Origin of the sequence: Cellulosimicrobium sp. JZ28, from assembly GCF_015327065.1 — a bacterium.
In the GTDB taxonomy this organism is placed as follows: Bacteria; Actinomycetota; Actinomycetes; order Actinomycetales; family Cellulomonadaceae; genus Cellulosimicrobium; species Cellulosimicrobium funkei.
Genome location: NZ_CP017660.1, coordinates 3,640,732 through 3,664,995 on the forward strand (window position 1 = coordinate 3,640,732; position 24,264 = coordinate 3,664,995).

Below are 24,264 nucleotides of genomic sequence, written 5' to 3' on the forward strand. Positions count from 1 at the left end.
TGAAAACCAGCCCGTGACCGACGAAGTCGGGCAGAGGGGCTGGCCGTGTTGATGACAACCTACATCAGGGAGCCGACATTCCCGACGGGCCGCTCGTCGAGCACGGGGTTGCTGTCGTGATGGGCGCGTTCACGACAACAACCTCGTGCTCGGCGGGTCAGGCGTTCACGTAGGCCGCGAGGTGCTCGGCCGTGAGGGTGGACCTCGCCGCCACGAGGTCGGCCGGGGTGCCCTCGAAGACGACGCGACCGCCGTCGTGCCCGGCGCCGGGGCCGAGATCGATGATCCAGTCCGCGTGCGCCATGACGGCCTGGTGGTGCTCGATGACGATGACGGACTTGCCCGCGTCGACGATCCGGTCGAGGAGCCCGAGGAGGTTCTGCACGTCAGCGAGGTGGAGGCCGGTCGTCGGCTCGTCGAGCACGATCACGCCGCCCTTGTCGCCGAGGTGGGTCGCGAGCTTGAGGCGCTGGCGCTCGCCGCCGGACAGCGTCGTGAGGGGCTGGCCGAGGCTCACGTACCCGAGGCCGACGTCGTCGAGGCGCTCGAGGATCGCCGCGGCGGCCGGCACCTTGCCCTCGCCGGACGAGAAGAACGCGCGCGCCTTCGCGACCGGGAGGTCCAGCACGTCGGCGATGTTCAGCCCGCCGAGCGTGTAGTCGAGCACCGCGGCCTGGAACCGGCGGCCCCCGCAGTCCTCGCACGGAGTCGAGACGGTCTCCATGAAGCCGAGCTCGGTGTAGATGACGCCCGCGCCCTTGCACTCGGGGCACGCGCCCTCGGAGTTCGCGCTGAACAGGGCGGGCTTGACGCCGTTCGCCTTGGCGAAGGCCTTGCGGATCGGCTCCAGCAGGCCCGTGTAGGTCGCGGGGTTGCTCCGGCGCGACCCCCGCACCGCGCTCTGGTCGATCGTCACGACGCCCTCGCGCCGCGACACCGACCCCTCGACGAGCGAGCTCTTGCCCGACCCGGCCACCCCGGTCAGCACGACGAGCACCCCGAGCGGGATGTCGACGTCTACGTCCTGCAGGTTGTGCGCGTCCGCGCCGCGGATCTCCAGCGCGCCCGACGGCGAGCGCACCTCCTCCTTGAGCGTCGCGCGGTCGTCGAGGTGGCGCCCGGTGACGGTGTCGCTCTCGCGCAGCCCCTCGACCGTGCCCTCGAACGTCACCCGGCCGCCGGCCGTGCCCGCACCGGGGCCGAGGTCGACGACGTGGTCCGCGACGACGATCGTCTCCGGCTTGTGCTCGACGACGAGGACCGTGTTGCCCTTGTCGCGCAGCTGGAGCAGGAGGCCGTTCATGCGGTCGATGTCGTGCGGGTGCAGGCCGATGGTCGGCTCGTCGAAGACGTAGGTGACGTCCGTGAGCGACGACCCGAGGTGGCGCAGCATCTTGATGCGCTGCGACTCGCCGCCCGACAGCGTGCCCGACGGCCGGTCGAGGCTGAGGTAGCCCAGCCCGAGCTCGACGAACGACGCGAGGTTCTCGCCGAGGGCGTTGACGACGGGCGCCATGTGCGGGTCGTCCAGGTCACGGATCCACGCGGCGAGGTCGGTGATCTGCATCGCGCACAGGTCGGCGATGTTGACCCCGCGGATCTTCGACGAGCGCGCCGACTCCGACAGGCGCGTGCCACCGCAGTCGGGGCACGGCGCGAACGTCGCCGCGCGCTCGACGAACGCGCGGACGTGCGGCTGGAGCGAGTCGACGTCCTTGGAGAACATCGACTTCTGGATCTTGGGGATCAGGCCCTCGTAGGTGACGTTGATCCCCATCGCCTTGATCTTGGTGGGCTCCTTGTAGAGGAAGTCCTGCATCTGCTGGTCGGTGAACTCGCGGATGGGCCGGTCGCCCGGGAAGAACCCCGACTCGGCGAACCCGCGCACCATCCACCCGTCGGCGGTGTACCCCGGGACCTTGATCGCGCCGTCGCGCAGCGACTTGGAGTCGTCGAAGATCTCCGTGAGGTCGAGGTCCGAGACCGCGCCGCGCCCCTCGCACCGCGGGCACATGCCGCCGTGGTAGATCGCGTTGCGGACGATCGTCTTCTCGCCGGTGGCCGACGTCATGATGCCGCTCGCCTTGCGCGCGGGGATGTTGAAGGAGAACGCCGTGGGCGGGCCGACCTGCGGCTCGCCGAACCGGCTGAACAGCACCCGCAGGATCGCGTTCGCGTCGGTCACCGTGCCCACCGTGGAGCGCGGGTTGGCGCCCAGGCGCTCCTGGTCCACGACGATCGCCGTCGTGAGCCCTTCGAGCACGTCGACGTCGGGGCGGTCCAGCGTGGGCATGAAGCCCTGGAGGAACGCCGGGTAGGTCTCGTTGATGAGGCGCTGTGACTCGGCCGCGACGGTGTCGAACACGAGCGAGCTCTTGCCCGACCCGGAGACGCCCGTGAACACCGTGAGGCGCCGCTTGGGGATCTCGACGCTCACGTCCTGCAGGTTGTTCGCCCGCGCCCCCTGGACCCGGATGACGTCGTGCGCGTCGGGGTCCTGGCGCTCCGAGGTCGGGGTTCCCGTCGTCGTGGCCGTGCTCATGCGTGTCTCCTCGTCGTCGAGCCTCGTCGCGCGGTCGGAAGACCGGTCGACGGCGCCGACCGCCCGCTCCCGGCAGCCCGGGAAGAGTCTGCCGGAGAGCCGGACGGTCGACGGGTGGATGGGTGCGGTGCGTGGACGTCCCGGGGTGAGGACCGGCCGCGCGGTCGGGACTCATCGCGCCGTGCACGACGGCGGCGCGGGACCGGGTCGTCAGGCGGGACCGCGGCGGTGCGGAGGTCAGGAGCGCTGCTGGATGCGGATCTCGTTGCCCGCCGGGTCGCGGAAGGCGCAGTCGCGCACGCCGTAGGGCTGGTCGATCGGCTCCTGCACGACCTCCGCCCCCGCGGCCTCGATCCGGGCGAACGTCTCATCGACGTCGGGCGTCGCGAGGTTGACTCCGAAGTACGCGCCCTTGGCCACGATCTCCAGGAGGGCGCGCTTGTCGTCGTCGTTGAGGCCCGGGGTCGCGGCCGGCGGGTGCAGCACGATCGCGGTGTCCGGCTGGTCGGCCGGGCCCACGGTGATCCACCGCATCCCCTCGTAGCCGACGTCGTTGCGGACCTCGAAGCCGAGCACGTCGCGGTAGAACGCGAGCGACGCGTCGGGGTCGGTCTGGGGCAGGAAGCTGGAGTTGATGGTGAGGTTCATGAGAACGACGCTAGGACCGCCGTCCGGCCTGCGCTTCTCGATTCCTGACCGGTCGCGTGACGCGCCGCGCGACGCACGCCGGCAGCCCGTCCAGCCGCTCCGCGCCGGGGACGGCGCCCGCCTCGGCGGCGGACGCGGCGCCCGACGCGGTGCCCGGTGCAGCACCGTGCGCGGTGCCCGGTGCCGCCGCCGCGGCCGTCCGCGACTCCGCGGGAGCCGGGGACCCGGCGTCGGACTCGGCCGCGCGCCGTCGGTACACGCTCGGCGGCACGCCGACGAGCTCGGTGAAGCGCGTGCTGAACGTCCCCAGGGACGAGCACCCCACCGCGAAGCACACGTCCGTGACGCTCAGGTCGCCGCGACGCAGCAGCGCCTTGGCGCGCTCGATCCGCCGCGTCATGAGGTAGGCGTACACCGACTCCCCGTACGCCGCCTTGAACTCGCGGCTCAGGTGCCCGGCCGACACGTGCACGCCGGCCGCGAGCGCCGTGACGTCGAGCGGCTGCGCGTACTCGCGGTCGATCCGGTCGCGCACGCGTCGCAGGCGCGCGAGGTCGCGCAGGCGCTGGTCGTCGGGCGTCGTCGTCACGCCTCGATCGTGCCACGGGCCTACCGTGGCCTCCATGCCGAGCGACGTCCCCGCCGCGCGCCAGGCCGTGCGCGTGCTCACGTTCCTCGCCGCGCAGGCGGGCCCGTCGCCCGCGGCCGCCGTCGCGCAGGGCCTCGGCCTGCCCCGCTCGACCGTCTACCACCTGCTCTCCGTCCTCGTCGACGAGGGGTTCGTGACCCACCTGCCCGAGGAGCACCGCTACGGGCTCGGGACGGCGTCGCTCGCGCTCGGGTCGGCGTACGCGCGGCAGGCGCCCCTCGCGCGGCTCGCGCGGCCGGTCGTCGCGCGCCTCGTCGAGTCGACGGGCGAGAGCGCGCACCTCGCCGTCCTCAACGGGCGCGAGGTCCTCTACCTCGTCGAGCAGCGCGCCCCCCGCCGCCCCACGCTCGTGACCGACGTCGACGTGCGCCTCCCCGCGCACCTCACCGCGAGCGGGCGCGCCGTCCTCGCCGGCCTCCCCGCGGCCCAGGTCCGCGCCCTCTTCCCCGGCGCCGCGGCGTTCGCCGACCGCACCGGCGTCGGGCCGCAGACCCTCGGCGCCCTGCGCGAGGTGCTGCGCGGCGTCCGACGGCGCGGCTGGGCCGAGGAGGACGGCGAGGTCACCCCGGGCCTCGCGTCCGTCGCGCACGCGGCCGTCGACCACACCGGGCTCCCCGTCGCCGGCATCGCCCTCACCTTCTGGTCCGACGACGCCCCGCCCGCCCGCCGCGCGGAGCTCGCCGCCGCCGTCGGGCGCGCCGCCGCCGAGGTGAGCCGCCGCCTGGGCGCCCGCGCCACCCCGACCCGCCCGTCGGGCCCGACCGCCCCGTCCGCCCCGTCCGCGCCGAGGTAGAGCTCTGGTCTGCCGAGGTAGAGCCCTGGTCTCTTCCCTCGCTGAACCAGGGCTCTACCTCGCGGGACCTGGGCTCTACCTCGCGGGACCTGGGCTCTACCTCGGCGACCGGGATGGAAGCGGCGTTGCGTGCGGCCGACGTGCCGACTAGATTTTTCGGTATGCCGAACTTTTCGACGCGGAAGTCCGCATCCCGCGCTGCCGCAGCCGTCGCGGTCCTCGCCGCAGCGACGCTGAGCGGCTGCTCGAGCGCCACGGACGCGGGGGCGACCCCGCCCGACGACGGCCGACCCGTCGTGCTCACGACGTTCACCGTGCTCGCCGACATGGCGGAGAACGTGGCGGGCGACCACCTGCGCGTCGAGTCGATCACCAAGGTCGGGGCGGAGATCCACGGCTACGAGCCGACGCCCGGCGACGTCCGCAGGGCGGCGGACGCCGACCTCATCCTCGACAACGGCATGGGGCTCGAGGCGTGGTTCGGGCGGTTCGTCGACGGGCTGGACGTGCCGCACGTCGTCGTGAGCGAGGGCGTCGAGCCCATCGCGTTGGGCGACGACACCGCCGAGGAGTACCAGGGCAAGGAGAACCCGCACGCCTGGATGTCGCCCGTGAACGCACAGGTCTACGTGCAGAACATGGCCGACGCGTTCGCGGAGCTCGACCCGGCGCACGCCGACGACTACGCGGCGAACGCCGCGGCCTACTCCGCCGAGCTCGCCGCCGTGCACGACGAGCTCACGACGGCGCTCGACGCGCTGCCCGAGGGCCACCGCGCGCTCGTCACGTGCGAGGGCGCGTTCCCCTACCTCGCGCGCGACGCCGGGCTCGCGGAGAAGTACCTGTGGGCGGTCAACGCCGAGCAGCAGGCGACGCCGCAGTCGGTCGTCGGCGCCATCGAGTTCGTCGAGCAGCACGACGTCCCGGCCGTGTTCTGCGAGTCCACCGTCTCCGACGACGCGATGCAGCAGGTCGCGCGCGAGTCCGGCGCGGCGTTCGGCGGGACGCTCTACGTCGACTCCCTCTCCGCGCCCGACGGCCCCGTGCCGACCTACCTCGACCTCCTGCGCCACGACACCGAGACCATCGTCGCGGGCCTCACCGGCACCACCGCGGGCGGTGACGCGTGAGCGCGGGCGGGCGGGCGCCGTCGGGCACGCCCGCGATCGACGTGCGCGACCTCACCGTCCACTACGGCGACGTCCTCGCGCTCGACGGCGCGACCCTCGCCCTGGGGTCCTCGCACGGGCCGGGGACGGTGTGCGGGCTCGTCGGCATGAACGGCTCGGGCAAGTCGACGCTGTTCAAGGCGGTCATGGGCATGGTCCGGCCGGACCGCGGCACCGTCCTGGTCGACGGCGCACCCCCCGCGCGCGCCCGGCGCGCCCAGGCGGTGGGGTACGTGCCGCAGAGCGAGGACGTCGACTGGGCCTTCCCGCTGAGCGTGCGCGACGTCGTCATGACGGGCCGCTACGGCTACCAGGGCTTCACGCGGCGCACGCGGCCCGCGGACCGGGAGGCGGTCGAGCACGCGCTCGCGCGCGTCGAGCTCACCGACCTCGCCGACCGGCAGATCGGCGCGCTCTCGGGCGGGCAGCGCAAGCGCGCGTTCGTCGCCCGGGGGCTCGCGCAGGGCGCGACGATCCTCCTGCTCGACGAGCCGTTCGCCGGCGTGGACAAGCGCACGGAGGCGACGATCACCACGCTGCTGCGCGAGCTCGCGGCCGGCGGGGCGACCGTCCTCGTCTCGACGCACGACCTGCACGCGCTGCCCGAGCTCGCCGACGAGGCGGTGCTGCTCCACCGCCGCGTCCTGCTGCACTCGACGCCCGCGGAGGTCCTGCGGCCCGAGAACCTCGCGCTCGCGTTCGGCGTGGAGGTGGCCCCGTGACCGACCTCCTCGCCACCCTCCTGGAGCCGCTGTCGTTCGAGTTCCTGCGCACCGCGCTCGCCGTCACGGTGACCGCCGGGATCGTGTGCGGCGTGCTGTCGTGCTGGCTCGTGCTCGTGGGCTGGTCCCTCATGGGCGACGCCGTCTCGCACGCCGTGCTGCCCGGCGTCGTGCTCGCGTACGTGGTGGGGGCGCCGTTCGCGCTCGGCGCGCTCGTCTTCGGGCTGCTCGCGGTGCTGCTCATCGGCGCGGTGCGCGACACGTCGCGCGTCAAGGAGGACGCCGCGATCGGGGTCGTGTTCACGACGCTCTTCGCGCTCGGGCTCGTCCTCATCTCCGTGACGCCGAGCCAGACGGACCTCAACCACATCCTCTTCGGCAACCTGCTCGGGGTGTCGCGTGCGGACCTGCTCCAGGTGCTCGCGCTCGGCGCGGTGACGCTCGCGGTCGTCGTGCTCAAGCGGCGCGACCTCACGCTCTACGCGTTCGACCCGACGCACGCGCACGCGATCGGGCTCTCGCCCCGACGGCTCGGCGCGCTGCTGCTCGGCCTGCTCGCGCTGACGGTCGTCGTCGCGCTCCAGGCCGTCGGCGTGGTCCTCGTCGTCGCGCTGCTCATCACGCCCGGCGCGACGGCGTACCTCCTCACCGACCGCTTCTCGCGGATGCTGTGGATCTCGCCGCTCGTCGCGGCGGTGTGCGGGGTCGTGGGCATCTACGTCAGCTACTACCTCGACACGGCGTCGGGCGGGACGGTCGTCGTCGCGCTGGGCGTAGCGTTCGCGCTCGCGTACCTGTTCAGCCCGCGGCACGGGCTCGTCGGGACGCGGGTCGCGGCGGCCCGACGCCGTCGGCTCGCGCGCGTCTGACCGTCCGCTCCGGCGGCCCGCAACCCGGTCCGGGCCGCCGGACGACGCCTCCTGCGTGCGCTGTGTGCGAAATCTCCATGAATTCGCCCTCGATTCCCTGGTGCTTCTCAGGTTCGCCCGGGAGACTTGTCGCCATGTCAGCGAGGACGAGCGAGCCCACGACGCCGCAGCGCACGCGCACGTCTGCCCGGTTCGCCGCGGCGAGCCTGCTCGCGCTGTCCATGATGCTGCCGATGTGCTCGACGGCGAGCGCCGCCGAGGTCCAGCAGCTCATCGCCGACGCGCAGGTCCAGACGGAGACCATCGGGAACGACCTCGACCGCGTGCACGCCCAGCTCCCCGCCCTGCACCCCGTGCTCCGCAACGACGTGCTCGACGCCGTCGAGTCGGTCGAGGCCGCGACGGCCGAGGCCCGCTCCGCGCTCGAGCGCGCGACCGACGACGACGAGGCGGCCGACGGTCGCGCCGCCGTCGCGCTCGCCGACGCCCAGGTCGCGCTCGACGCGGCGTCCGCCCAGCTCCGCTACGTGACGGACCTCGCGCACGACGCGGGCGAGGGCGTGGCCGTCGCGCTCGAGCGCCTGCAGGCGCACATCGACACGCTCCGCGGCGAGACGAGCCGCGCGGGGGCCTGAGCCCGACCACCTGGCTCACGCGGGCCCGGAGCGCCGTCGCCGCGCGGTCCTCGACCGCCCTTCCTACGATGGCGAGATGCCTCGTGTCACCGGGATCGTCAAGCCTCACGAGGCGCTCCCCGGCGTCGCCCGCCTCGACCGCGCGGTGAACCGCTGGACCAACCGCCGCGCGCTGGGGGCCGCGGCCGACACCGCGCTCTCCCGGCTCTCGACGTGGGCCGACCACAGCGTGCTGTGGGCCGGGGCCGCGGTCGGGATCGCCGCCACCGGGCGGCGCGGGCGCGACGCCGCCCTGCGCGGCTACGGCTCGCTGCTCGTGTCGAGCGTCCTCGCGAACGTCGTCGGCAAGACCGTGTTCGGGGGCGTGCGCCCGTCGCTCGACGGCCTTCCCCTGTGGCGCCGCGTGGCGGACCCGCCGACGTCGCCCTCGTTCCCCTCGGGTCACTCGGCGTCGGCCGCCGCGTTCGTCACGGGCGTCGCGCTCGAGTGGCCGACGGTCGGGCTGGCGCTCACGCCGCTCGCCGGGGCCGTCCTGTACTCGCGTCTGCACACGGGCTCGCACTGGTTCTCGGACGTCGCCGCGGGGGCGGCGCTGGGCGTCGGGGTCGCGCTCGTGAGTCGGGTGCTCGTCCCCGGCCGTGCCGTGCAGCGCCCCGACGTCCCGGCGGGGCCGCCCGCGGACGTCCCCGCGCTCGACGACGGCGCGGGCCTCTTCGTCGTCGTCAACCCGGCGGCGGGCTCGGGCCGGCTGCTCAAGGAGGACCCGCTCGCGGCGGTCCGCGACGGGCTCCCCCGCGCCGATGTCCACGTGCTCGCCGAGGGCGACGACCTGCGCCGTCTGTACGACGACGCCGTCGCGCGGGGCGCCCACGCGCTCGGCATCAGCGGTGGTGACGGCACGGTGTCGACCGCGGCCGCGGCGGCGCGCGCGCACGACCTCCCGCTCGCCGTGCTCCCCGGCGGCACCCTCAACCACTTCGCGCGCGCGGCCGACCTCACGTCGATGCGCGCGACGATCGAGGCGGTGCGGACCGGCTCGGGCGTGACGATCGACGTCGCGGACCTCGAGGTCGACGGGGTCGACGGACCGCCCCGCACCGTGCTCAACACCTTCTCGGCCGGCGTCTACCCGGAGCTCGTCACCGAGCGCGAGAAGCACGAGCACCGGCTCGGCAAGTGGCCGGCCGCCGTCCTCGCGGCGGCGCGCGTGCTGCGGCGCGCGCACCGGGTGCGCATGGAGGTGGACGGGCACGAGGGCGAGTACTGGTCGCTGTTCGCGGGCGTCAACCGCTATTACCCGCAGAGCCTCGCGCCGGTCGAGCGGCACCGCCTCGACGACGGCGTGCTCGACGTCCGCACGGCCCGGGCCGAGCGCCGCGCGAGCCGGCTGCGCACGTTCCTCGAGGTCGCGGCGGGTGACGCGGGGACCCGCGTCGCGCGGCGCGTGCCCGGGGTGCGGGGGCACCTCGTGGTCGACGCGACGTCCGTCCCGGCCCTCGAGCTCCGCTTCCCTGCGCGCGGCGCGGTCGTCGGGCCCGACGGCGAGGCCGTCACGACGGACCGCTCCCCCGACGCCGAGCACGGGCACCCCGGATCGCCGCCCGTGGTGCTCGCGCACGACGGCGAGACGCTCTCGCTCGACGACGTCGCCCCCACCGGGCCGGTCACCGTCCGTCTCACCATGCGGCGCGGAGCGCTGCGTCTCTACGCCCCCAGCGACCCGACGGTGGGTTGATCCGTCCGGCCTGTCCGGTATGTCCCGTGTTCACGGCACCCGGGGAGAACTCCCCCTGTTCACGCACAGGCGTCATGCCCCACAATGAGCCCCGCAGTCGCGCGGACGGCACCCCGTCCGCGCCCCGTCCGGACTCGACCACGTCGGCCCCACCAGAAAGCAGAAGAACCATGGCCCAGCAGTACCCCGCCGCCCCGCAGGCCCACGCCGGCTACTCGGCCCCGATCGAGGACCCGGGCAAGACCCTCGGCATCGTCGGCTTCGTCCTCGCGTTCGTCTTCGCGGTCGCGGGCATCGTCGTCAGCGCGATCGCGCGCAAGAAGAGCAAGGAGGCGGGCTTCGACAACCAGCTCGCCAAGTGGGGTCTCATCCTCAGCATCATCTTCACCGTGCTCGGCGCCATCGGCTTCGTCATCTACATCGTCGCCATCGCAGCGCTCGTCGCGAACGGCGACGTCGCGACGTACTGACGTCCCCGCCGGCCCGCCGGCGCGGCACCGACGGCCGCCGTCCCACCCGGGGCGGCGGCCGTCGTCGTCCCTGCCGGCCGCCCGCGGACGGGTCGCGGAAGATCCGCGGACCGGGCACGGTTGAGACGCGCACGACCGCGCCACCGGTGAGAGCACCGGTCCCCCCGACGGTCGCCCGACCGCAGGAGCAGATCATGACCGACGAGACGACCTCCCCGATCCCCACCGAGAGCGCGACGGCCGCACCGGACCCCGCGACGGTCGAGCTCGGGCTCGACACCTTCGGCGACGTGACCGCCGGGCCGGACGGCGTGCTGCTCAGCGGGGCGCGCACGATCCGCGACGTCGTCGAGGAGGCGGAGCTCGCGGACCAGGTCGGCGTCGACTTCTTCGGCGTCGGGGAGCACCACCGCGCGGACTTCGCCATCAGCGCGCCCGAGGTAGTGCTCGCCGGGATCGCGACGCGGACGTCGCGCATCCGCCTCGGCTCTGCGGTGACCGTGCTCAGCTCCGACGACCCGGTGCGCGTCTTCGAGCGGTTCTCCACGCTGGACGCGCTGTCCGGCGGGCGCGCGGAGGTCATCCTGGGGCGCGGGTCGTTCATCGAGTCGTTCCCGCTGTTCGGCTACGACCTCGCCGACTACGAGGTGCTGTTCGAGGAGAAGCTCGACCTGTTCGTCCACCTGCTCGACGAGGGCCCGGTCACGTGGTCGGGCACGACGCGCGGCGGGCTCGCCGACCAGGAGGTCTGGCCCAAGACCGAGAGCGGGCGCCTGCGCACGTGGGTCGGGGTCGGCGGCTCGCCCGAGTCGGTCGTGCGGACCGCGCGGCACGGGCTGGGCCTCATGCTCGCGATCATCGGCGGCGAGCCCGAGCGCTTCCGCCCCTACGTGGACCTCTACCACCGCGCGGTCGAGGAGCTCGGCACGCCCGTGCTGCCGATCGGCGTGCACTCGCCCGGCCACGTCGCCGAGACCGACGAGCAGGCCCAGGAGGAGGTCTACGAGCACTTCGCGGCGATGAACAACCGGATCGGGCGTGAGCGCGGCTGGCCCGCGTACCACCGGGGGCGGTTCGCCCACGACGTGCGCGACGGCTCGCTCTACGTCGGCTCGCCCGAGACGGTGGCCCGCAAGATCGCCCGCACCGTCCGCCTCCTGGGCGCGGGCCGGTTCGACCTCAAGTACTCGACCGGCACGCTCCCCCACTCGACGATGCTGCGCAGCATCGAGCTCTACGGCACCCAGGTCATCCCCCGCGTCCGCGAGCTCCTCGCGGAGCACTGACCCCCCACTGATCGCTGCGCGGCCAACCCCCTCGCCGACGAGCCGCGTCGGCGGGTCAGCCGCGGCCGGCGGCGCGCAGCGCGGCGGCCTCGAGGTCCGGCGGGAGCCCGACGGCGGGGCGGTCCGCGCGCTGCGGCGTCGTCTCTCCCGTGGCGTCGAGGGCGCAGAGCCATGCCCACGTGTCGCGCACCGTCTCGCGCACGTCGCGCGTGCGCAGGCCGAGCGTCGCCGCGCGCGACGTGTCGGAGCCGTGGAGCGCGTCGTGCAGCTCGCCCGGCGGCAGCCAGACCGGGAGCTGGGTCCACGGCTCGATCCCGGCCGCGAGGACGGCCTCCGGCTCGACCCACACGAGCTCGGCGGGCGGGTCGCCCGCCGCTGCCGCGTCGTCGGCGGTCGCCTCGACGCACGCGGCGAGCAGCTCGCCCATGGTCGTGCGCCCGGGAGCGCTGACGACGTCGACCGGCCCGGACGCGCCCGCGAGCGCCACGTCGAGCGCGAACGCCGCGAGGTCGCGCGCGTCGACGTACTGCAGCGACAGGTCCGCGGGCCCGGGGGCGAGCACCGGGCCGCCGCGCGCGACGCGCCGCAGCCACCACGGCAGGCGGCCGACGTTCTCCCGCGGCCCGAGGACGAGGCCCGCGCGCAGCAGGATCGCCCGGTCGCCGAGCGCGTCGGTCACGGCGATCTCCGCGCCGCGCTTGGCGCGGGCGTAGTCGTCGGAGGTCGTGTCGTCCGGGTCGCCGTCGACGAGCTCCGACGTCTCGTCGGCCCCGCGCGGCCGCGGGAACGGGTACACCGAGCGCGACGACACGTAGACGTACCGGTCGTCGCCCGGCACCCGGCCGGCGAGGAGCCGGGCGGCGTCGCGCGCCGCCGCGGGCGCCCAGGACCACGTGTCGACGACGACGTCCCACTTCTGCGGGACGTCGTCCGCGCGCAGCGCGTCCAGGCCGTCGGGCCGGGTGCGGTCGCCCACGAGCTGCCGGACGCCGTCGGGCACGGGCGTGGTGCCCCGGTTGAGGACGGTGACGTCCCAGCCGCGGGCGAGGGCGTCGTCGACGACGGCGCGCCCCACGAAGTCGGAACCGCCGAGCACGAGGAGTCGGGTCATGGGCCCACTGTGGCGCGCCGTCGGTCCGCTTGCAGCCCGTTACGCCGGCCGCAGACGCCCGCGGGAGGGGACCTCACGGCCCTCGCGAGCCTTCCGCGGAGCACACTGGCCAGGTATCCTGGCCAGGATAACGACCCGAGGAGCGGCGATGCAGGTCAACGTGCTCGAGGCCAAGAACAACCTCTCTCAGCTCGTCAATCGTGCCGCGGCCGGCGAGGACGTGGTCATCGCGCGGCGTGGCGTCCCGCTCGTGCGGCTCGTGCCGGTCCGGGCCGACCTCGCGCACGGGACCGGGGCAGCGATCGTCGAGTGGCTCGACGACCACCCGCCGTCGCGACGGACCGCCCGCTCGGCGAGCCAGATCGACGCCGACATCGAGGCCGCGCGCGAGGGCTGGGAGTGATCTACCTCGACACGTGCCTCGTCATCTACCTGGTCGAGGACGCCGAGCGCGGTCCGCACGTGCGCGAGCTGCTGGCCCGGCACGGGCACGAGGAGTTCGCGATCAGCCCGCTCGTCCGGCTGGAGTGCCTCGTGGGACCGCTGCGGTCCGGGGACCCGGAGCTCGAGGACCGGTACCGGGGCGCGCTCGACCTGTTCGTCGAGCTTCCCCTCGATGCCACGGCCTTCGAGCGGGCGGCACGCCTGCGCGCCTCCTCGTCGCTCCGGACGCCCGACGCGCTGCACCTCGCCGCCGCGCAGGTCCACGGGTGCTCCGCCCTGTGGACGAACGACTCGCGGCTCGCCGTCGCCGGGCGCGGGCTCGCCGTCGACGTCCTGCACGGCAGCTGACCCGGGCGAGGGGTCAGTCGGGGTCGGTCGGGTCCAGGGGAGCCTCGGGGTCGAGGTTGACGACGCCGCGACGCCAGTAGCCGTGGACGGCGAGCTGGTCGGGCCGCGCGCCGGAGCCGCGCAGCGCCCGGCGGACCGCGACGAGGTCGGTCGCCTCGCCCGCGGCGAACACGTACTCGTCGGCGTCGAGCGGGCCGAGCGCGCGGACGGCCTCGGCGAGCTGCCCCGGCCCGTCGGTGCGGTAGAGGAGCTCGGTCGTCGCGCGCCCGAGCTCGTCCTCGACGAACGCCTCGTCGACGTCGTCGCCGATCTCCACGATCGCGGTCACCGGCACGTCGGCCCCGACCGCCTCCACCCAGCGCGCGAGCGCCGGCAGGCCCGTCTCGTCCCCGACGAGCAGGAGCCGCCCGACGCCGTCCGGCACGGCGCGGCTCGTCGTCGGGCCGGCGAGCACGACCTCGTCGCCCACCGCCGCCCGTGCGGCCCACGCCGACGCCGGGCCCTCGCCGGTGGGCGGCGCACCCGGGTCGGTGCCGCCGTGGAGCACCCAGTCGACGTCGACCTCGGGAACCCCGTCGATGGTCCGCGTCGCCCGGACGGTCAGCTCGCGCGAGATCGACACGACGCCTGCCGGGCGCTGGAGGGCGCCGTCGTCGGTGAGCGTCGGGGCGTGCAGGACGCCGGTGGCCGGGTCCGGGAGGAACACCTTGACGTGGTCGTCGGGGCCGGGCACGCGCAGCGTCGCGAGCGAGGCATCGCCCGGGGCGGCGTCGCGGAAGGTGAGGCGGCGCAGCGCGCCGGACGTCTCCCGGACGGCGTGCACGCGGACGCGGCGCGGGACGAGGTCGAGGCGGGTCACGGGTCGGGAGAACACCGCCCCATTCTGCGCCGAGCACGACGTCGCCGTCGTCATCGGCCGGATGACGACGGCGACGTCGTGGTCGAGCGCGCGGTACCCCGTTCTCGACGGTCGCGGGCGTCAGGCGAAGAAGACCCGGAGGTCGGCGACGACGTCGAGCGGGACCTCGAGCGCCGCGTAGTGACCGCCGCGCGGGTGCTCGGACCAGTGCTCGATCCGGGCGTTGTCGCGCTCGGCGAACGCGCGGATCGTCTGGAAGTCGTCGGCGAAGACGGCCACGCCGATCCGGCCCCGGCTCACGACCGGCTCGGCGCCCGAGCGCTGCTCCGCGTAGTGGTAGCGCGCGGCGGTCGCGTAGGAGTTGGTCAGCCAGTAGAGCGTCGCCTGGGCGAGCACCTGGTCGGCGCTCACGAGGCTCGTCCCGTTGCCGAAGCTCTCGAACAGCTCGTGGTAGGCGAGGACGGCGACGGGCGAGTCGGCGAGGCCCGCGGCCATCGTCTGCGGCCGCGACGCGTTCATCGTGTTGTAGGCACCCACCGACTGGAACCACTGGAGGTGCCCGAGCGCGGCGAACTCCTTCTCGCCGAAGCCGTCCATCTCGCCGGGAGCGCCCGACGGGAAGGAGAAGAGCTGGAGCACGTGGGCACCGAGGAAGCCCTCGGGGTCGAGGACCGCGAGCTCGCGGCCGACCATCGCGCCGCCGTCGCTGCCGTGGATCCCGTAGGAGTCGTACCCGAGGTCGCGCATGAGGACGTCGTAGGTGCGGGCGACGCGCGCCATCGTCCAGTCCGTGTCCCCGACGACGGGCGTCGAGAATCCGAAGCCCGGCATGGAGGGGATGACGAGGTGGAACGCGTCCTCGGGCCGGCCGCCGTGGGCGACGGGGTCGACGAGCGGGTCGATCATGTCGAGGAAGTCGAGGAACGAGCCCGGGTAGGTGTGCGCGAGCAGCAGCGGCGTCGCGTCGTCGTGCCGGGAGCGCACGTGGAGGTAGTGGATCGGCTGGCCGTCGATCTCGGTGCGGAAGCCCGGGTACGTGTTGACCCGGTCCTCGACCGCCCTCCAGTCGAACGCCGTCCAGCGCCCGACCATGTCGCGCAGGTAGGACTCGGGCGTGCCGTAGTCCCAGGAGTCCCCGGGGGCGGCGGGCGCGAACCGGGTCCGTCCGAGGCGCGACCGGAGGTCGTCGAGGTCGACCTGCGGGACGGCGACGGAGAACGGGCGGTGCTCGAGGGACGGGGAGAGGTGTGACGCGGTCATGGTGGTCTCCTCGGTCGGGCGGGGCCTCGTACCCTGCTCTGCTCCCGACTCTAGGAAGGGTTCAGGAACGGTTCATTCCGTTATTCTGGCGGTGCTCCGAGAAGTTCTCCCGCATCGTCCGTCGACCCCAGGAGGGACCCGTGGCCTCCACCTCGGCCCGCATGCTCGCGCTGCTCGGCCTGCTCCAGTCGCGCTCCGACTGGTCGGGCGCCGAGCTCGCCGAGCGCCTCGACGTCAGCGACCGCACGGTCCGCAACGACGTCGCCCGCCTGCGCGAGCTCGGCTACCCCGTCGACGCGGTGCGCGGCCCGGGCGGCCGGTACCGGCTCGGCGCCGGGGCGCGGCTGCCCCCGCTCCTGCTCGACGACGCCGAGGCCGTCGCGGTCGCCGTCGGGCTGCGGGCCGCGACCGGCACGGCGGGCTTCGAGGAGTCCGGGGCGTCCGCGCTCGCCAAGCTGGAGCAGGTCATGCCGGACCGCCTGCGCCGTCGTCTCGCCGCGCTCCGGTCCGCGAGCGCCGCCGGCCCCGCGAACACGGACTCGAACGTCGAGGACCCGGTCGTCGACCCGGACACGCTCACCGCCCTGGCCGACGCCGTGCGCGACCACCAGGGCCTGCGCTGCTTCTACCGCGACGAGCCGCTCGAGCTCGAGCCCTACCGCCTCGTCGCGTGGCAGCGCCGCTGGTTCCTCGTGGCCCGCGACCCGGCGACGGGCGCGTGGGCCCCCTACCGCGTCGACTGGCTCGTGCTGCGCGTGCCGGGTGGGCGGCGGTTCGCGCCGGTGGACTTCCCCGGCGACCTGACCGACTTCGTCGTGCGCGAGGTCGCGCGCGCCGGCTGGGCCGTGCACGCCCGGATCGTCGTCGACGCGCCCGCCGACGAGGTGCTGCGGCGCATCAACCCGACGGTCGGCACGGTCGAGCCGCTCGCCGACGACCGCTGCGTCCTCGTCACCGGCGGCGACAGCGTGGAGGTCGTCGCGGTGTGGGTCGGGATGCTGGGCCTCGACTTCCACGTGACGGAACCGCAGGCCCTCGTCGACCACGTGCGCACCCTGGCGACCCGCTACGCCCGCGCGACCCCGCCGTGACCCACCCCACCCCCGCTCCCCTCCCCCTCCCCCCGACCGGCATCGAACACGGGGTTGGAGACCTGTTCTCGACGAGAACGGTCGCTGATCCCGTGCTCGGCGCCAGTGGGCACCGTTCGGTCAGCACCCCGGAGCAATGAAGTTGCGACGGGTTGAGAGAATGGACCGTCGTGAGTACCGAGCCCGCAGCGAACCAGCCTGACGCGCGCCCTCCCCAGCGGGACGGCGCCGCCGAGGGCACCCCGCGCGAGGGCCGCCGACGCCGCGGGAACCGCCGCGGGCGCGGTCGGGGCGAGCGGGCGGCGTCGGGCACCTCGACGACCACGGAGCCGACGCGTCGCGGGCGGGGCGCGCGGACGACGTCGGGCCCGCGGCAGGTGAGCCGGGCGCAGCTCGACCGGGCCGCGCAGGCGCGCGAGAACGTGACGGTCCCGCCCATCACGTACCCCGAGCAGCTCCCGGTCAGCGCCCGACGCGCGGACATCGCCGCCGCGATCCGCGACCACCAGGTCGTCATCGTGGCGGGCGAGACGGGCTCCGGGAAGACGACGCAGCTCCCCAAGATCGCGCTCGAGCTCGGCCGAGGCCGCTCGGGTCAGGTCGGGCACACGCAGCCGCGCCGCATCGCCGCGCGCACGGTCGCCGAGCGCATCGCGGAGGAGCTCGGCACGGAGCTGGGCGGCGTGGTCGGGTACCAGGTGCGGTTCACCGACACCTCCAGCGAGGACACGCTCGTCAAGGTCATGACGGACGGCATCCTGCTCGCGCAGATCCAGCGCGACCCGGAGCTGCTCGCCTACGACACGATCATCGTCGACGAGGCGCACGAGCGGTCGCTCAACATCGACTTCCTGCTCGGCTACCTCGCGCGGCTCCTGCCGCGCCGCCCCGACCTCAAGCTGATCATCACGTCGGCGACGATCGACTCCGAGCGCTTCGCGCAGCACTTCTCCCCCACGCACCTCGCGCAGCTCGGCGGCGCGCCGGAGTACGTGGTCGACGCGCTGCCCGACGCCGCGCCCGTCGTCGAGGTGTCCGGCCGCACCTACCCGGTCGAGATCCGGTACCGGCCGCTGTCCCCCGACGCCGACCCCGGCGCCTCCACCGGCAGCGGCACGAAGGCGAAGGGCCGCTCGGGCGCCGAGGAGAAGGACCTCGTGACCGGCATCGTCGACGCGTGCGACGAGCTCATGCGCGAGGGACCGGGCGACATCCTCGTGTTCCTCTCGGGCGAGCGCGAGATCCACGACGCCGCCGACGCGCTCACCGGCCACCTCAAGGACCGCGTCACCGTCCCGAAGCACCCGCAGCGCGTCGAGATCCTGCCGCTGTACGCGCGGCTGTCGTCGGCCGAGCAGCACCGCGTGTTCCAGGCGCACTCCTCGCGGCGCATCGTGCTCGCGACGAACGTCGCCGAGACGTCGCTCACCGTGCCGGGGATCCACTACGTCGTCGACCCCGGCACGGCCCGCATCTCGCGCTACTCCAAGGCGACCAAGGTCCAGCGCCTGCCCATCGAGCCCGTCTCGCAGGCGAGCGCGAACCAGCGCTCCGGCCGCTCCGGGCGCGTCGCCGACGGCATCGCGGTGCGCCTCTACTCCGAGGACGACTTCCTCTCCCGGCCCGAGTTCACCGAGCCGGAGATCCTGCGCACCTCCCTCGCGTCGGTGCTGCTCCAGATGATCTCCGTCGGCGTCGTCGAGACCCCGGACGAGGTCGCGCGCTTCCCGTTCGTCGAGCCCCCGGACACGCGCGCCGTGCGCGACGGCGTCCAGCTCCTCACCGAGCTCGGCGCCCTCGCCACGTCCGACGGCGTCACGCGCCTCACCGAGGTCGGGCGCGTCCTCGCTCAGCTCCCCATGGACCCGCGCCTCGCCCGCATGATCTGGGAGGGCTCGAGGCTCGGCGTCGCGCGCGAGGTCGCGATCATCGCCGCCGTCATGTCGATCCAGGACCCGCGCGAGCGCCCCGCCGAGGTCCGCGCCCAGGCCGACCAGGCGCACGCGCGCTTCACCGACCCGCACTCCGACTTCCTCACCTACCTCAACGTCTGGGAGTACGTCCGCGAGCAGCAGCACGAGCTCTCGTCGTCGGCCTTCCGCCGCCTGTGCAAGGCCGAGTACCTCAACTTCCTGCGCATCCGCGAGTGGCAGGACGTCGTCGCCCAGCTCCGCGAGATGTCCAAGCCCCTGGGCATCGACATGTCGTACCGCCCCCGCGCGCGTCACGGGTCGGGCGCGGGGGGGACGCGGCGTCGACGCCCGGGCGACGAGCAGGACGAGCGGTGGGGGCGGCGTCGGATGCGAGAGAGCGTCAAGCCGCGCTCGTGAACTTCCGGCCGGACGACCAGGGCGACGGCGCGGCAGCTCCGAGCACCGACGCCGCCGCCACCGCGGACGCCACCCCCGACACCCAGGCGTACAAGCGCGCCTGGGATGGCGACACGATCCACAAGGCGCTCCTGTCCGGCCTGCTGTCGCAGATCGGGATGCAGGACACGGGCGAGGTGAAGGCGTCGTCGGTCGCGCACCTCAAGGGCGAGGCTCGCGCCAAGGCGCTGCGGCGCGCGCAGAAGCAGGCCCGCAACGAGTACACCGGCGCGCGCGGCGCGCGGTTCGCGATCTTCCCCGGCTCGCCGCTGAGCAAGAAGCCGCCGGCGTGGATCATGGCGGGCGAGCTCGTCGAGACGTCGCGGCTGTGGGCGCGCGACGTCGCCCGGATCCAGCCCGAGTGGGCCGAGGACCTCGCGGGCGACCTCGCGCGGCGCACGTACTCCGAGCCGCACTGGTCGACCAAGCGCGGCGCGGCGATCGCGACCGAGAAGGTGCTGCTGTACGGCGTGCCGATCGTCGCGGACCGCAAGGTCCTCTACGCCAAGGTCGACCCCGAGGCCGCGCGCGAGATGTTCGTGCGGCACGCGCTCGTGCAGGGCGAGTGGACGACGCACCACAGGTTCTTCCACGACAACCGCAAGCTCCTCGCCGAGGCGGAGGAGCTCGAGGCGCGCTCGCGCCAGCGCGGGCTCGTCGTCGACGACGACGTGCTGTTCGACTTCTACGACGAGCGCGTGCCCGACGACGTCGTCTCCGCCGCGCACTTCGACCGCTGGTGGAAGACGGCGCAGCGCCGCGACCCCGACCTCCTCACCTTCACGCTCGAACAGCTCGTGCCCGACGCCGAGCAGGTCGACACGTCGCAGTTCCCGGAGACCTGGCCCCAGGGCGAGCTGACGCTCCCGCTCACGTACCAGTTCCAGCCCGGGACCGAGGCCGACGGCGTGACCGTGCACGTCCCGATCTCCGTGCTCAACCGCGTCGTCCCCGACGGATTCGACTGGATGGTGCCGGGCCTGCTCGACGAGCTCGCCACGGCGACGATCCGCTCGCTGCCCAAGCCGGTCCGCGTCCAGCTCGTGCCGGCGCCGGACGTCGCGCGCGACGTCGTCGCCTGGCTCCGCGAGCACACGCCCGCCTGGGAGGACATGGCCCGCGCGGGCGACATGGCCGAGCCGTTCCACGTCGCGTTCACGCGCGCCGTCCGGGCGCTGCGCGACGTCGTCATCCCCGACGACGCGTGGGGCCCCGAGCAGGAGGCGCGCCTGCCCGCGCACCTGCGCATGACGTTCCGGGTCGAGGACACCCGCGGGCGCGGCTCCGTCGTGCTCGACGAGTCGAAGGACCTCCTCGCGCTCCAGCGCCGTCTCGCGGCACAGAACCAGGCGGCGGTGCGGGCGGCGGTCAAGGGCGCGGTGGGTGCGGCGCTGCGCGAGGCTGCCGCGGGGTCCGGATCGGAGCTCGCGGGGTCGGGTTCGGCGGCGGAGGGGGCGTCGGTGCTCGGGCTACCATCCGCGCCGCTCGTTCCTCACGGCGCTCCCGCCAGGCCCGCCACGCCCTTCGCATCCGACGCCCCCTCCCCCGCCTCCGCGTCCGGCTCGCCGACGCGCCGCGAACAGGTCACGGCGCAGGACGGCGCAGGGTCACCCTCGGCGTCCGGTTCGCCACGGCAAGGCGACCCGCCGCCCTCGGACCCCGCCACGGCCACGCTCGTCAGCGAGCGCACCGACCTGACCACCTGGCCCGACGGCCTCACCGACGGGCGGCTGCCCGCGACGGTGTCGACTGACCTCGGGGGCGGGGTCGTGGTGCGGGGGTACCCGGCGGTCGTCGAGGAGCAGGACGCGAAGGGGAAGCCGGTCGTCGCGCTGCGCGTGCTGGCCGACGCGACCGCGCAGGCGCGGGTGCACGCGCGGGGTGTGCGGCGTCTGCTGCTGACCGAGACGGCGCTCCAGACCGGGCGCATCACGAGCCGGTGGAACGGCACGCAGTCGCTCACGTTGGCGGCCAGCCCGTACCGGAACACGGACGCGCTCGTCGCGGACCTGCAGCTCGCCGCGGTGATCGCGCTGACGAGCGGCGGCAGCGGGCAGCCGGACGCGGCGACGATCCGCGACGCCGAAGCCTACGAGGCCGCGCGCGCGTTCGTCCGCGCGCACCTGGAGGAGCACGTGCACCAGGTGGTCGGGCACGTGGTCGCCGCGCTCACCGCGTCGCGCAACCTCGACGCGGAGATCCGCGCGTCGAACAGCCTCGCGCTGCTCAACACGCTCACGGACCTGCGCGACCAGGCGGCGGGCCTCATCCACGACGGCTTCGTCTCGCAGACCCCGCCGCGGCGCCTGCCGCACCTCACGCGCTACCTGCGGGCGGCGTCGTACCGGTTGGAGAAGGCGCAGACGAACCCGAACCGCGACGCCGAGCTCGCGTGGCGCGTGCACGACGTCGAGGACGCCTACCAGCGCGCCCGTGCCGCGTACGTGCAGGGCCCGGCCGACCCGGTCCGCGCCGCCGACCTGGCCGAGGTGCGGTGGCTGATCGAGGAGCTGCGCGTGTCGCTGTTCGCGCAGCAGCTCGGCACCGACGGCCCGGTGAGCGAGAAGCGCATCCGCAAGCTCCTCACGCCCGACGGCTGGTGACGCGCGGAGTCGTTGTGTCGAGCGCGGCCCCGCGACCCGAGAGCGCCTCGCCGAAGACCAGGTGTCCGACGAACTGGCGCGGACGCGCGGTTTCCGGCACGATCCGACCACGCCGCGGTCGTCTCAGACGGGTGCTGCTTCCGCGAAGTGCAGAGGGCAGGGGGCCCATGAGCAAGTCGAGCACGCTTCCCGCCGGGGTTCCCGACCTCGGCGTCACGAACAAGCCGGGGTGGGAGACGGTCACCGCTCTGATCACCGTCAAGGCCTATCCGGTCATCGGGCGGAAGACGGGGGAATCGGTGTGCGTCGCCGGGGTTCGCCTCGACGGCGCCCGGCCACGGTGGATCCGACTCTTCCCCGTCCCGTTTCGAGAACTCCCGAAGAACGTCCAGTTCAAGAAGTACTCCATCGTCCAGCTCCGAGCCCGCCGATCCGACGGACACGACAGACGGCCCGAGAGCATGCGCCCCGACCTGTCTACATTGCGTGTCGGTGGCGTGATCACGTCCGACCGGAGTTGGCGCGAACGCTGGGATCTCATGGAGCCGCTCGTGGGGGCCACGAGCGCGTGCCGCCTCATCAAGGCCGCACGGGCCCAGGGTCAAGTGGCTCCCTCACTCGGCCTCGTGCGTCCGACCGAGGTTCTCGACGTCGTCGTCACGGACAACGCGGCCTACGAACCATCTACCGGAGTCGGTGATCTGCTCGATGCCGACCTCTTCGGCAACACACTTGCCGCGCTGGAAGCGTCACCCTTCGTCGCGAAGTACCGCTACCGCTGCGCTGAGTGCAGCGGCGGCGGCCACGAACAGTCGATCATCGACTGGGAAGCCGGCGAGTTGTCACGGCGGCTTCTCCGCGACGGCCGAACGCCACGAGAGGCGCGAGACGCGATTCGCGCGAAGTTCCTCCAACAGATGGCCGGAGCCAGCAAGGACACCCACTTCTATCTGGGGAACCAGCACCAGAACCCCGGCACCTTCATGGTGCTCGGCGTCTTCTGGCCGCCGAGATGGAGCCGCCCAGCGCCCCAGCTCTTCTAGGCCGGGACGAGCTGCCGGTCGTCGTCGCGCTGCGCCCTCGCCTGGAGCGCTTCCAGGATGAGGGACCGGTGACAGCAGTCTTCCGTCGCCTCGAAGCAGAGAAGCAGGACCGGCCCTCGCTGTTGCAGCTCGTCGATCGTGCGGAGCGCGTCCTGTGCGTCGAGGGTCGTCAGCACCTCGGCCTGAAATCGGTGCCGAGCGTGCAGCCCCTCGGCGGTCGACGTCTCCGCGAAGCCCGCTCGGTTGTCTTTCGGATTTCCCAGAGCGCGCAGGTGCACGTACTGCACGCCTGCCGCCGCGAGAGTCGCTGCGAGGGCGGTCTTCGACAGACCTCGCTTGCGTGAGATGGGGTTCAGACGGACGTCGACCACGGTGGCCACGCCCTCTCGCCGGGCATCCTCAACCAGCTCGTCAACAGATCGTCCTTCGTAGCCCCAGCCCGTCACGCCGTGTCGCACCGTCATCCCGTGATCGTTGCACGACCGACGCCAGCCTGCCGAAACGCTCGAGATATCCACAACGCACCTTGTTCCGGCACCACGACGGCACACGCGAAGAGGTGTCTCCTGCACAGCGTTCGACCTCCCGTGCACACTCACGCTCGTTCCTGTCGTGAGGCCGGCGGGTTCTCCTGTCAGCACGCGTCGTAGGCATATCCCGACTCGTCCGGGCCGACGAGGTCGCGGTCGCGCAGGACGGTGAGCGGGGCGCGGTCGTCGCGGGCGCAGACGTCGTCGAAGGTCAGGCCGGCGTCGGCGAGCGCGTCGGGGTACTCGACCTGGAGCACGTGGTCGCCGTAGACGTCGGTGTACGCGGCGCACTCGTCGAAGACCGCGCACTCCTCGGTGACGGCGAGGTCGAAGCCGAGGTCGTCGTGCGCGACGGACGCGATCTCCGCCGCGTTCTTCTGCGCGACGGCGAGCCCGGCGTCGTGCGCGAGGTCGACGTACGCGCGGGCGAGGGCGTGGGCGCCGTCCTCGTCGATGGCGTCGAACCGCGTCCAGGTGTCGAGGTTGTCGAGCTCGACGGCGTCGAAGCCGGCGTCGGCGCAGCCCGTGACGACGGGCCCGAGGATCGCGAGGATGCCGTCGCGCTGCTCGGGCGTGGAGGGGTCGAGGACGTGCTCGTCCGGCCAGTCGGGGTCGACGACGAGCGTCCCGTCGGCGTCGTGCAGGAGCAGGTCCTCGTGGCCGTCGAGCCACCGGTCGGCCTCTCCGGGCTGGGTCTGGAAGCCGTTGACGTAGCAGACCGAGTACGCGCCCGGCAGCGGTGCGGCGGTCGCGTCCCGCACGACGACGTCCGGCCGCACGGGCCCGTCCCCCGCGTCGACCTCGTCGTACGCGGCGCCGAGCTGGTAGTCGAGCACGCCGTCCGTGGGCGGAAGGGCGGGCGTCTCCGCCCGGGCAGAGGCCGCGGGCGCCGGGGGCGCGGGCGCGGCGCACGACCCGGTCCCGAGCACGACGACGCCCACGGCGACCGCCACCACGGCGCGGTGCGCGCGCCGTCGGGCAGCAGGCCCTCGCGTCCCCGCACGTCGCACCGTCGCTCCCCCGACCTCGTCCCGCGGCCTCCCCGACGGCGGCCGCTGTGCCGACCGTACGCGGCCGGCGGGCGCTCG

Annotated in this window: 19 protein-coding genes and 2 pseudogenes; 13 read left to right on the forward strand and 8 right to left on the reverse strand. The window is 73.9% G+C overall.

Annotated features, from left to right (window positions below):
* Nucleotides 1–157 precede the first annotated feature (157 nt).
* The 3 genes and pseudogenes from BJP59_RS16280 to BJP59_RS19935 form a co-directional block, all read right to left on the reverse strand.
* Nucleotides 158–2,542: an ATP-binding cassette domain-containing protein gene (locus tag BJP59_RS16280; protein ID WP_194521448.1), complete on the reverse strand. Its 2,385-nt coding sequence runs from the start codon at nucleotides 2,540–2,542 to the stop codon at nucleotides 158–160.
* 237 nt (nucleotides 2,543–2,779) lie between these two features.
* Nucleotides 2,780–3,190, reverse strand: a complete 411-nt coding sequence (locus BJP59_RS16285) for a VOC family protein (RefSeq protein ID WP_031316030.1) — start codon at nucleotides 3,188–3,190, stop codon at nucleotides 2,780–2,782.
* A 226-nt stretch (nucleotides 3,191–3,416) separates the two neighbouring features.
* Nucleotides 3,417–3,815 (reverse strand): annotated as a pseudogene (locus BJP59_RS19935) (helix-turn-helix transcriptional regulator); the annotation flags it as partial.
* On the opposite strand from BJP59_RS19935, the gene BJP59_RS16295 reads away from it, so the two are divergent.
* The 8 genes from BJP59_RS16295 to BJP59_RS16330 all read left to right on the forward strand — a co-directional run bounded on the left by BJP59_RS16295 (nucleotide 3,814) and on the right by BJP59_RS16330 (nucleotide 11,518).
* A complete protein-coding gene (locus BJP59_RS16295) occupies nucleotides 3,814–4,632 on the forward strand; it encodes an IclR family transcriptional regulator (RefSeq protein WP_194521450.1) in 819 nt (272 codons plus the stop codon). The pseudogene BJP59_RS19935 and the gene BJP59_RS16295 overlap by 2 nt on opposite strands.
* A gap of 161 nt (nucleotides 4,633–4,793) precedes the next feature.
* Nucleotides 4,794–5,762, forward strand: a complete 969-nt coding sequence (locus BJP59_RS16300; RefSeq protein ID WP_085387088.1) for a metal ABC transporter substrate-binding protein — start codon at nucleotides 4,794–4,796, stop codon at nucleotides 5,760–5,762.
* Nucleotides 5,759–6,523 carry a metal ABC transporter ATP-binding protein gene (locus tag BJP59_RS16305; RefSeq protein ID WP_021482568.1) on the forward strand — a complete coding sequence of 255 codons (765 nt, stop codon included), beginning with the start codon at nucleotides 5,759–5,761 and terminating at the stop codon, nucleotides 6,521–6,523. Before BJP59_RS16300 ends, BJP59_RS16305 begins: the two co-directional genes overlap by 4 nt.
* The gene (locus tag BJP59_RS16310; protein ID WP_061267940.1) at nucleotides 6,520–7,392 is read left to right on the forward strand and encodes a metal ABC transporter permease; all 873 of its coding nucleotides are present in this window, start codon (nucleotides 6,520–6,522) and stop codon (nucleotides 7,390–7,392) included. The genes BJP59_RS16305 and BJP59_RS16310 overlap by 4 nt, the downstream gene beginning before the upstream one ends.
* A gap of 134 nt (nucleotides 7,393–7,526) precedes the next feature.
* A complete protein-coding gene (locus BJP59_RS16315; protein ID WP_168946229.1) occupies nucleotides 7,527–8,027 on the forward strand; it encodes a hypothetical protein in 501 nt (166 codons plus the stop codon).
* Between the two features lie 76 nt (nucleotides 8,028–8,103).
* On the forward strand, nucleotides 8,104–9,762 hold the full coding sequence (locus BJP59_RS16320) for a bifunctional phosphatase PAP2/diacylglycerol kinase family protein (RefSeq protein ID WP_194521451.1): 1,659 nt from the start codon (nucleotides 8,104–8,106) through the stop codon (nucleotides 9,760–9,762).
* 170 nt (nucleotides 9,763–9,932) lie between these two features.
* On the forward strand, nucleotides 9,933–10,232 hold the full coding sequence (locus tag BJP59_RS19940; RefSeq protein ID WP_021483060.1) for a hypothetical protein: 300 nt from the start codon (nucleotides 9,933–9,935) through the stop codon (nucleotides 10,230–10,232).
* Between the two features lie 194 nt (nucleotides 10,233–10,426).
* Complete coding sequence (locus BJP59_RS16330) at nucleotides 10,427–11,518, forward strand: LLM class flavin-dependent oxidoreductase (protein ID WP_194521452.1); 1,092 nt, start codon at nucleotides 10,427–10,429, stop codon at nucleotides 11,516–11,518.
* Nucleotides 11,519–11,573: 55 nt separating this feature from the next.
* On the opposite strand, the gene BJP59_RS16335 is transcribed toward BJP59_RS16330, so the two are convergent.
* Complete coding sequence (locus tag BJP59_RS16335) at nucleotides 11,574–12,629, reverse strand: NAD-dependent epimerase/dehydratase family protein (RefSeq protein WP_194521453.1); 1,056 nt, start codon at nucleotides 12,627–12,629, stop codon at nucleotides 11,574–11,576.
* A gap of 148 nt (nucleotides 12,630–12,777) precedes the next feature.
* Between BJP59_RS16335 and BJP59_RS16340 the strand changes: the two genes are divergently transcribed.
* Nucleotides 12,778–13,032: a type II toxin-antitoxin system Phd/YefM family antitoxin gene (locus BJP59_RS16340; protein ID WP_021483636.1), complete on the forward strand. Its 255-nt coding sequence runs from the start codon at nucleotides 12,778–12,780 to the stop codon at nucleotides 13,030–13,032.
* Nucleotides 13,029–13,421, forward strand: a complete 393-nt coding sequence (locus tag BJP59_RS16345; RefSeq protein WP_021483637.1) for a type II toxin-antitoxin system VapC family toxin — start codon at nucleotides 13,029–13,031, stop codon at nucleotides 13,419–13,421. Before BJP59_RS16340 ends, BJP59_RS16345 begins: the two co-directional genes overlap by 4 nt.
* Nucleotides 13,422–13,434: 13 nt before the next feature.
* On the opposite strand, the gene BJP59_RS16350 is transcribed toward BJP59_RS16345, so the two are convergent.
* Both BJP59_RS16350 and BJP59_RS16355 read right to left on the reverse strand, forming a co-directional pair.
* The gene (locus tag BJP59_RS16350; protein WP_194521454.1) at nucleotides 13,435–14,295 is read right to left on the reverse strand and encodes a siderophore-interacting protein; all 861 of its coding nucleotides are present in this window, start codon (nucleotides 14,293–14,295) and stop codon (nucleotides 13,435–13,437) included.
* Nucleotides 14,296–14,400: 105 nt separating this feature from the next.
* On the reverse strand, nucleotides 14,401–15,540 hold the full coding sequence (locus BJP59_RS16355) for an epoxide hydrolase family protein (RefSeq protein WP_194521455.1): 1,140 nt from the start codon (nucleotides 15,538–15,540) through the stop codon (nucleotides 14,401–14,403).
* Nucleotides 15,541–15,680: 140 nt separating this feature from the next.
* Here BJP59_RS16355 and BJP59_RS16360 point away from each other — a divergent pair, with 140 nt between their 5' ends.
* The 3 genes and pseudogenes from BJP59_RS16360 to BJP59_RS16370 all read left to right on the forward strand — a co-directional run bounded on the left by BJP59_RS16360 (nucleotide 15,681) and on the right by BJP59_RS16370 (nucleotide 22,646).
* Nucleotides 15,681–16,631: a helix-turn-helix transcriptional regulator gene (locus BJP59_RS16360; RefSeq protein WP_194521456.1), complete on the forward strand. Its 951-nt coding sequence runs from the start codon at nucleotides 15,681–15,683 to the stop codon at nucleotides 16,629–16,631.
* Nucleotides 16,632–17,008: 377 nt separating this feature from the next.
* Nucleotides 17,009–21,603, forward strand: a pseudogene (hrpA, locus tag BJP59_RS16365) (ATP-dependent RNA helicase HrpA).
* A 167-nt stretch (nucleotides 21,604–21,770) separates the two neighbouring features.
* Entirely contained in the window at nucleotides 21,771–22,646 is an 876-nt protein-coding gene (locus BJP59_RS16370; protein WP_194521457.1) for a hypothetical protein, read from the forward strand.
* Here the strand turns inward: BJP59_RS16370 and BJP59_RS16375 are convergent.
* Both BJP59_RS16375 and BJP59_RS16380 read right to left on the reverse strand, forming a co-directional pair.
* Nucleotides 22,643–23,110 (reverse strand): DUF488 domain-containing protein, encoded by a 468-nt coding sequence (locus BJP59_RS16375; protein WP_031316026.1) that lies wholly within the window; start codon nucleotides 23,108–23,110, stop codon nucleotides 22,643–22,645. The two genes, BJP59_RS16370 and BJP59_RS16375, sit on opposite strands and share 4 nt — an antisense overlap.
* Nucleotides 23,111–23,280: 170 nt before the next feature.
* Entirely contained in the window at nucleotides 23,281–24,129 is an 849-nt protein-coding gene (locus tag BJP59_RS16380) for an endo alpha-1,4 polygalactosaminidase (protein ID WP_228485130.1), read from the reverse strand.
* Nucleotides 24,130–24,264 lie beyond the last annotated feature (135 nt).

Bases quoted from the DNA above. Each gene is read 5' to 3' on its own strand.
- BJP59_RS16280 (WP_194521448.1), bottom strand. From the start codon at position 2,542: ATGAGCACGGCCACGACGACGGGAACCCCGACCTCGGAGCGCCAGGAC.
- BJP59_RS16330 (WP_194521452.1), top strand. From the start codon at position 10,427: ATGACCGACGAGACGACCTCCCCGATCCCCACCGAGAGCGCGACGGCC.
- BJP59_RS16320 (WP_194521451.1), top strand. From the start codon at position 8,104: ATGCCTCGTGTCACCGGGATCGTCAAGCCTCACGAGGCGCTCCCCGGC.
- BJP59_RS16300 (WP_085387088.1), top strand. From the start codon at position 4,794: ATGCCGAACTTTTCGACGCGGAAGTCCGCATCCCGCGCTGCCGCAGCC.
- BJP59_RS19940 (WP_021483060.1), top strand. From the start codon at position 9,933: ATGGCCCAGCAGTACCCCGCCGCCCCGCAGGCCCACGCCGGCTACTCG.
- BJP59_RS16370 (WP_194521457.1), top strand. From the start codon at position 21,771: ATGAGCAAGTCGAGCACGCTTCCCGCCGGGGTTCCCGACCTCGGCGTC.
- BJP59_RS16315 (WP_168946229.1), top strand. From the start codon at position 7,527: ATGTCAGCGAGGACGAGCGAGCCCACGACGCCGCAGCGCACGCGCACG.
- BJP59_RS16295 (WP_194521450.1), top strand. From the start codon at position 3,814: ATGCCGAGCGACGTCCCCGCCGCGCGCCAGGCCGTGCGCGTGCTCACG.
- BJP59_RS16340 (WP_021483636.1), top strand. From the start codon at position 12,778: ATGCAGGTCAACGTGCTCGAGGCCAAGAACAACCTCTCTCAGCTCGTC.
- BJP59_RS16355 (WP_194521455.1), bottom strand. From the start codon at position 15,540: ATGACCGCGTCACACCTCTCCCCGTCCCTCGAGCACCGCCCGTTCTCC.
- BJP59_RS16285 (WP_031316030.1), bottom strand. From the start codon at position 3,190: ATGAACCTCACCATCAACTCCAGCTTCCTGCCCCAGACCGACCCCGAC.
- BJP59_RS16375 (WP_031316026.1), bottom strand. From the start codon at position 23,110: ATGACGGTGCGACACGGCGTGACGGGCTGGGGCTACGAAGGACGATCT.
- BJP59_RS16335 (WP_194521453.1), bottom strand. From the start codon at position 12,629: ATGACCCGACTCCTCGTGCTCGGCGGTTCCGACTTCGTGGGGCGCGCC.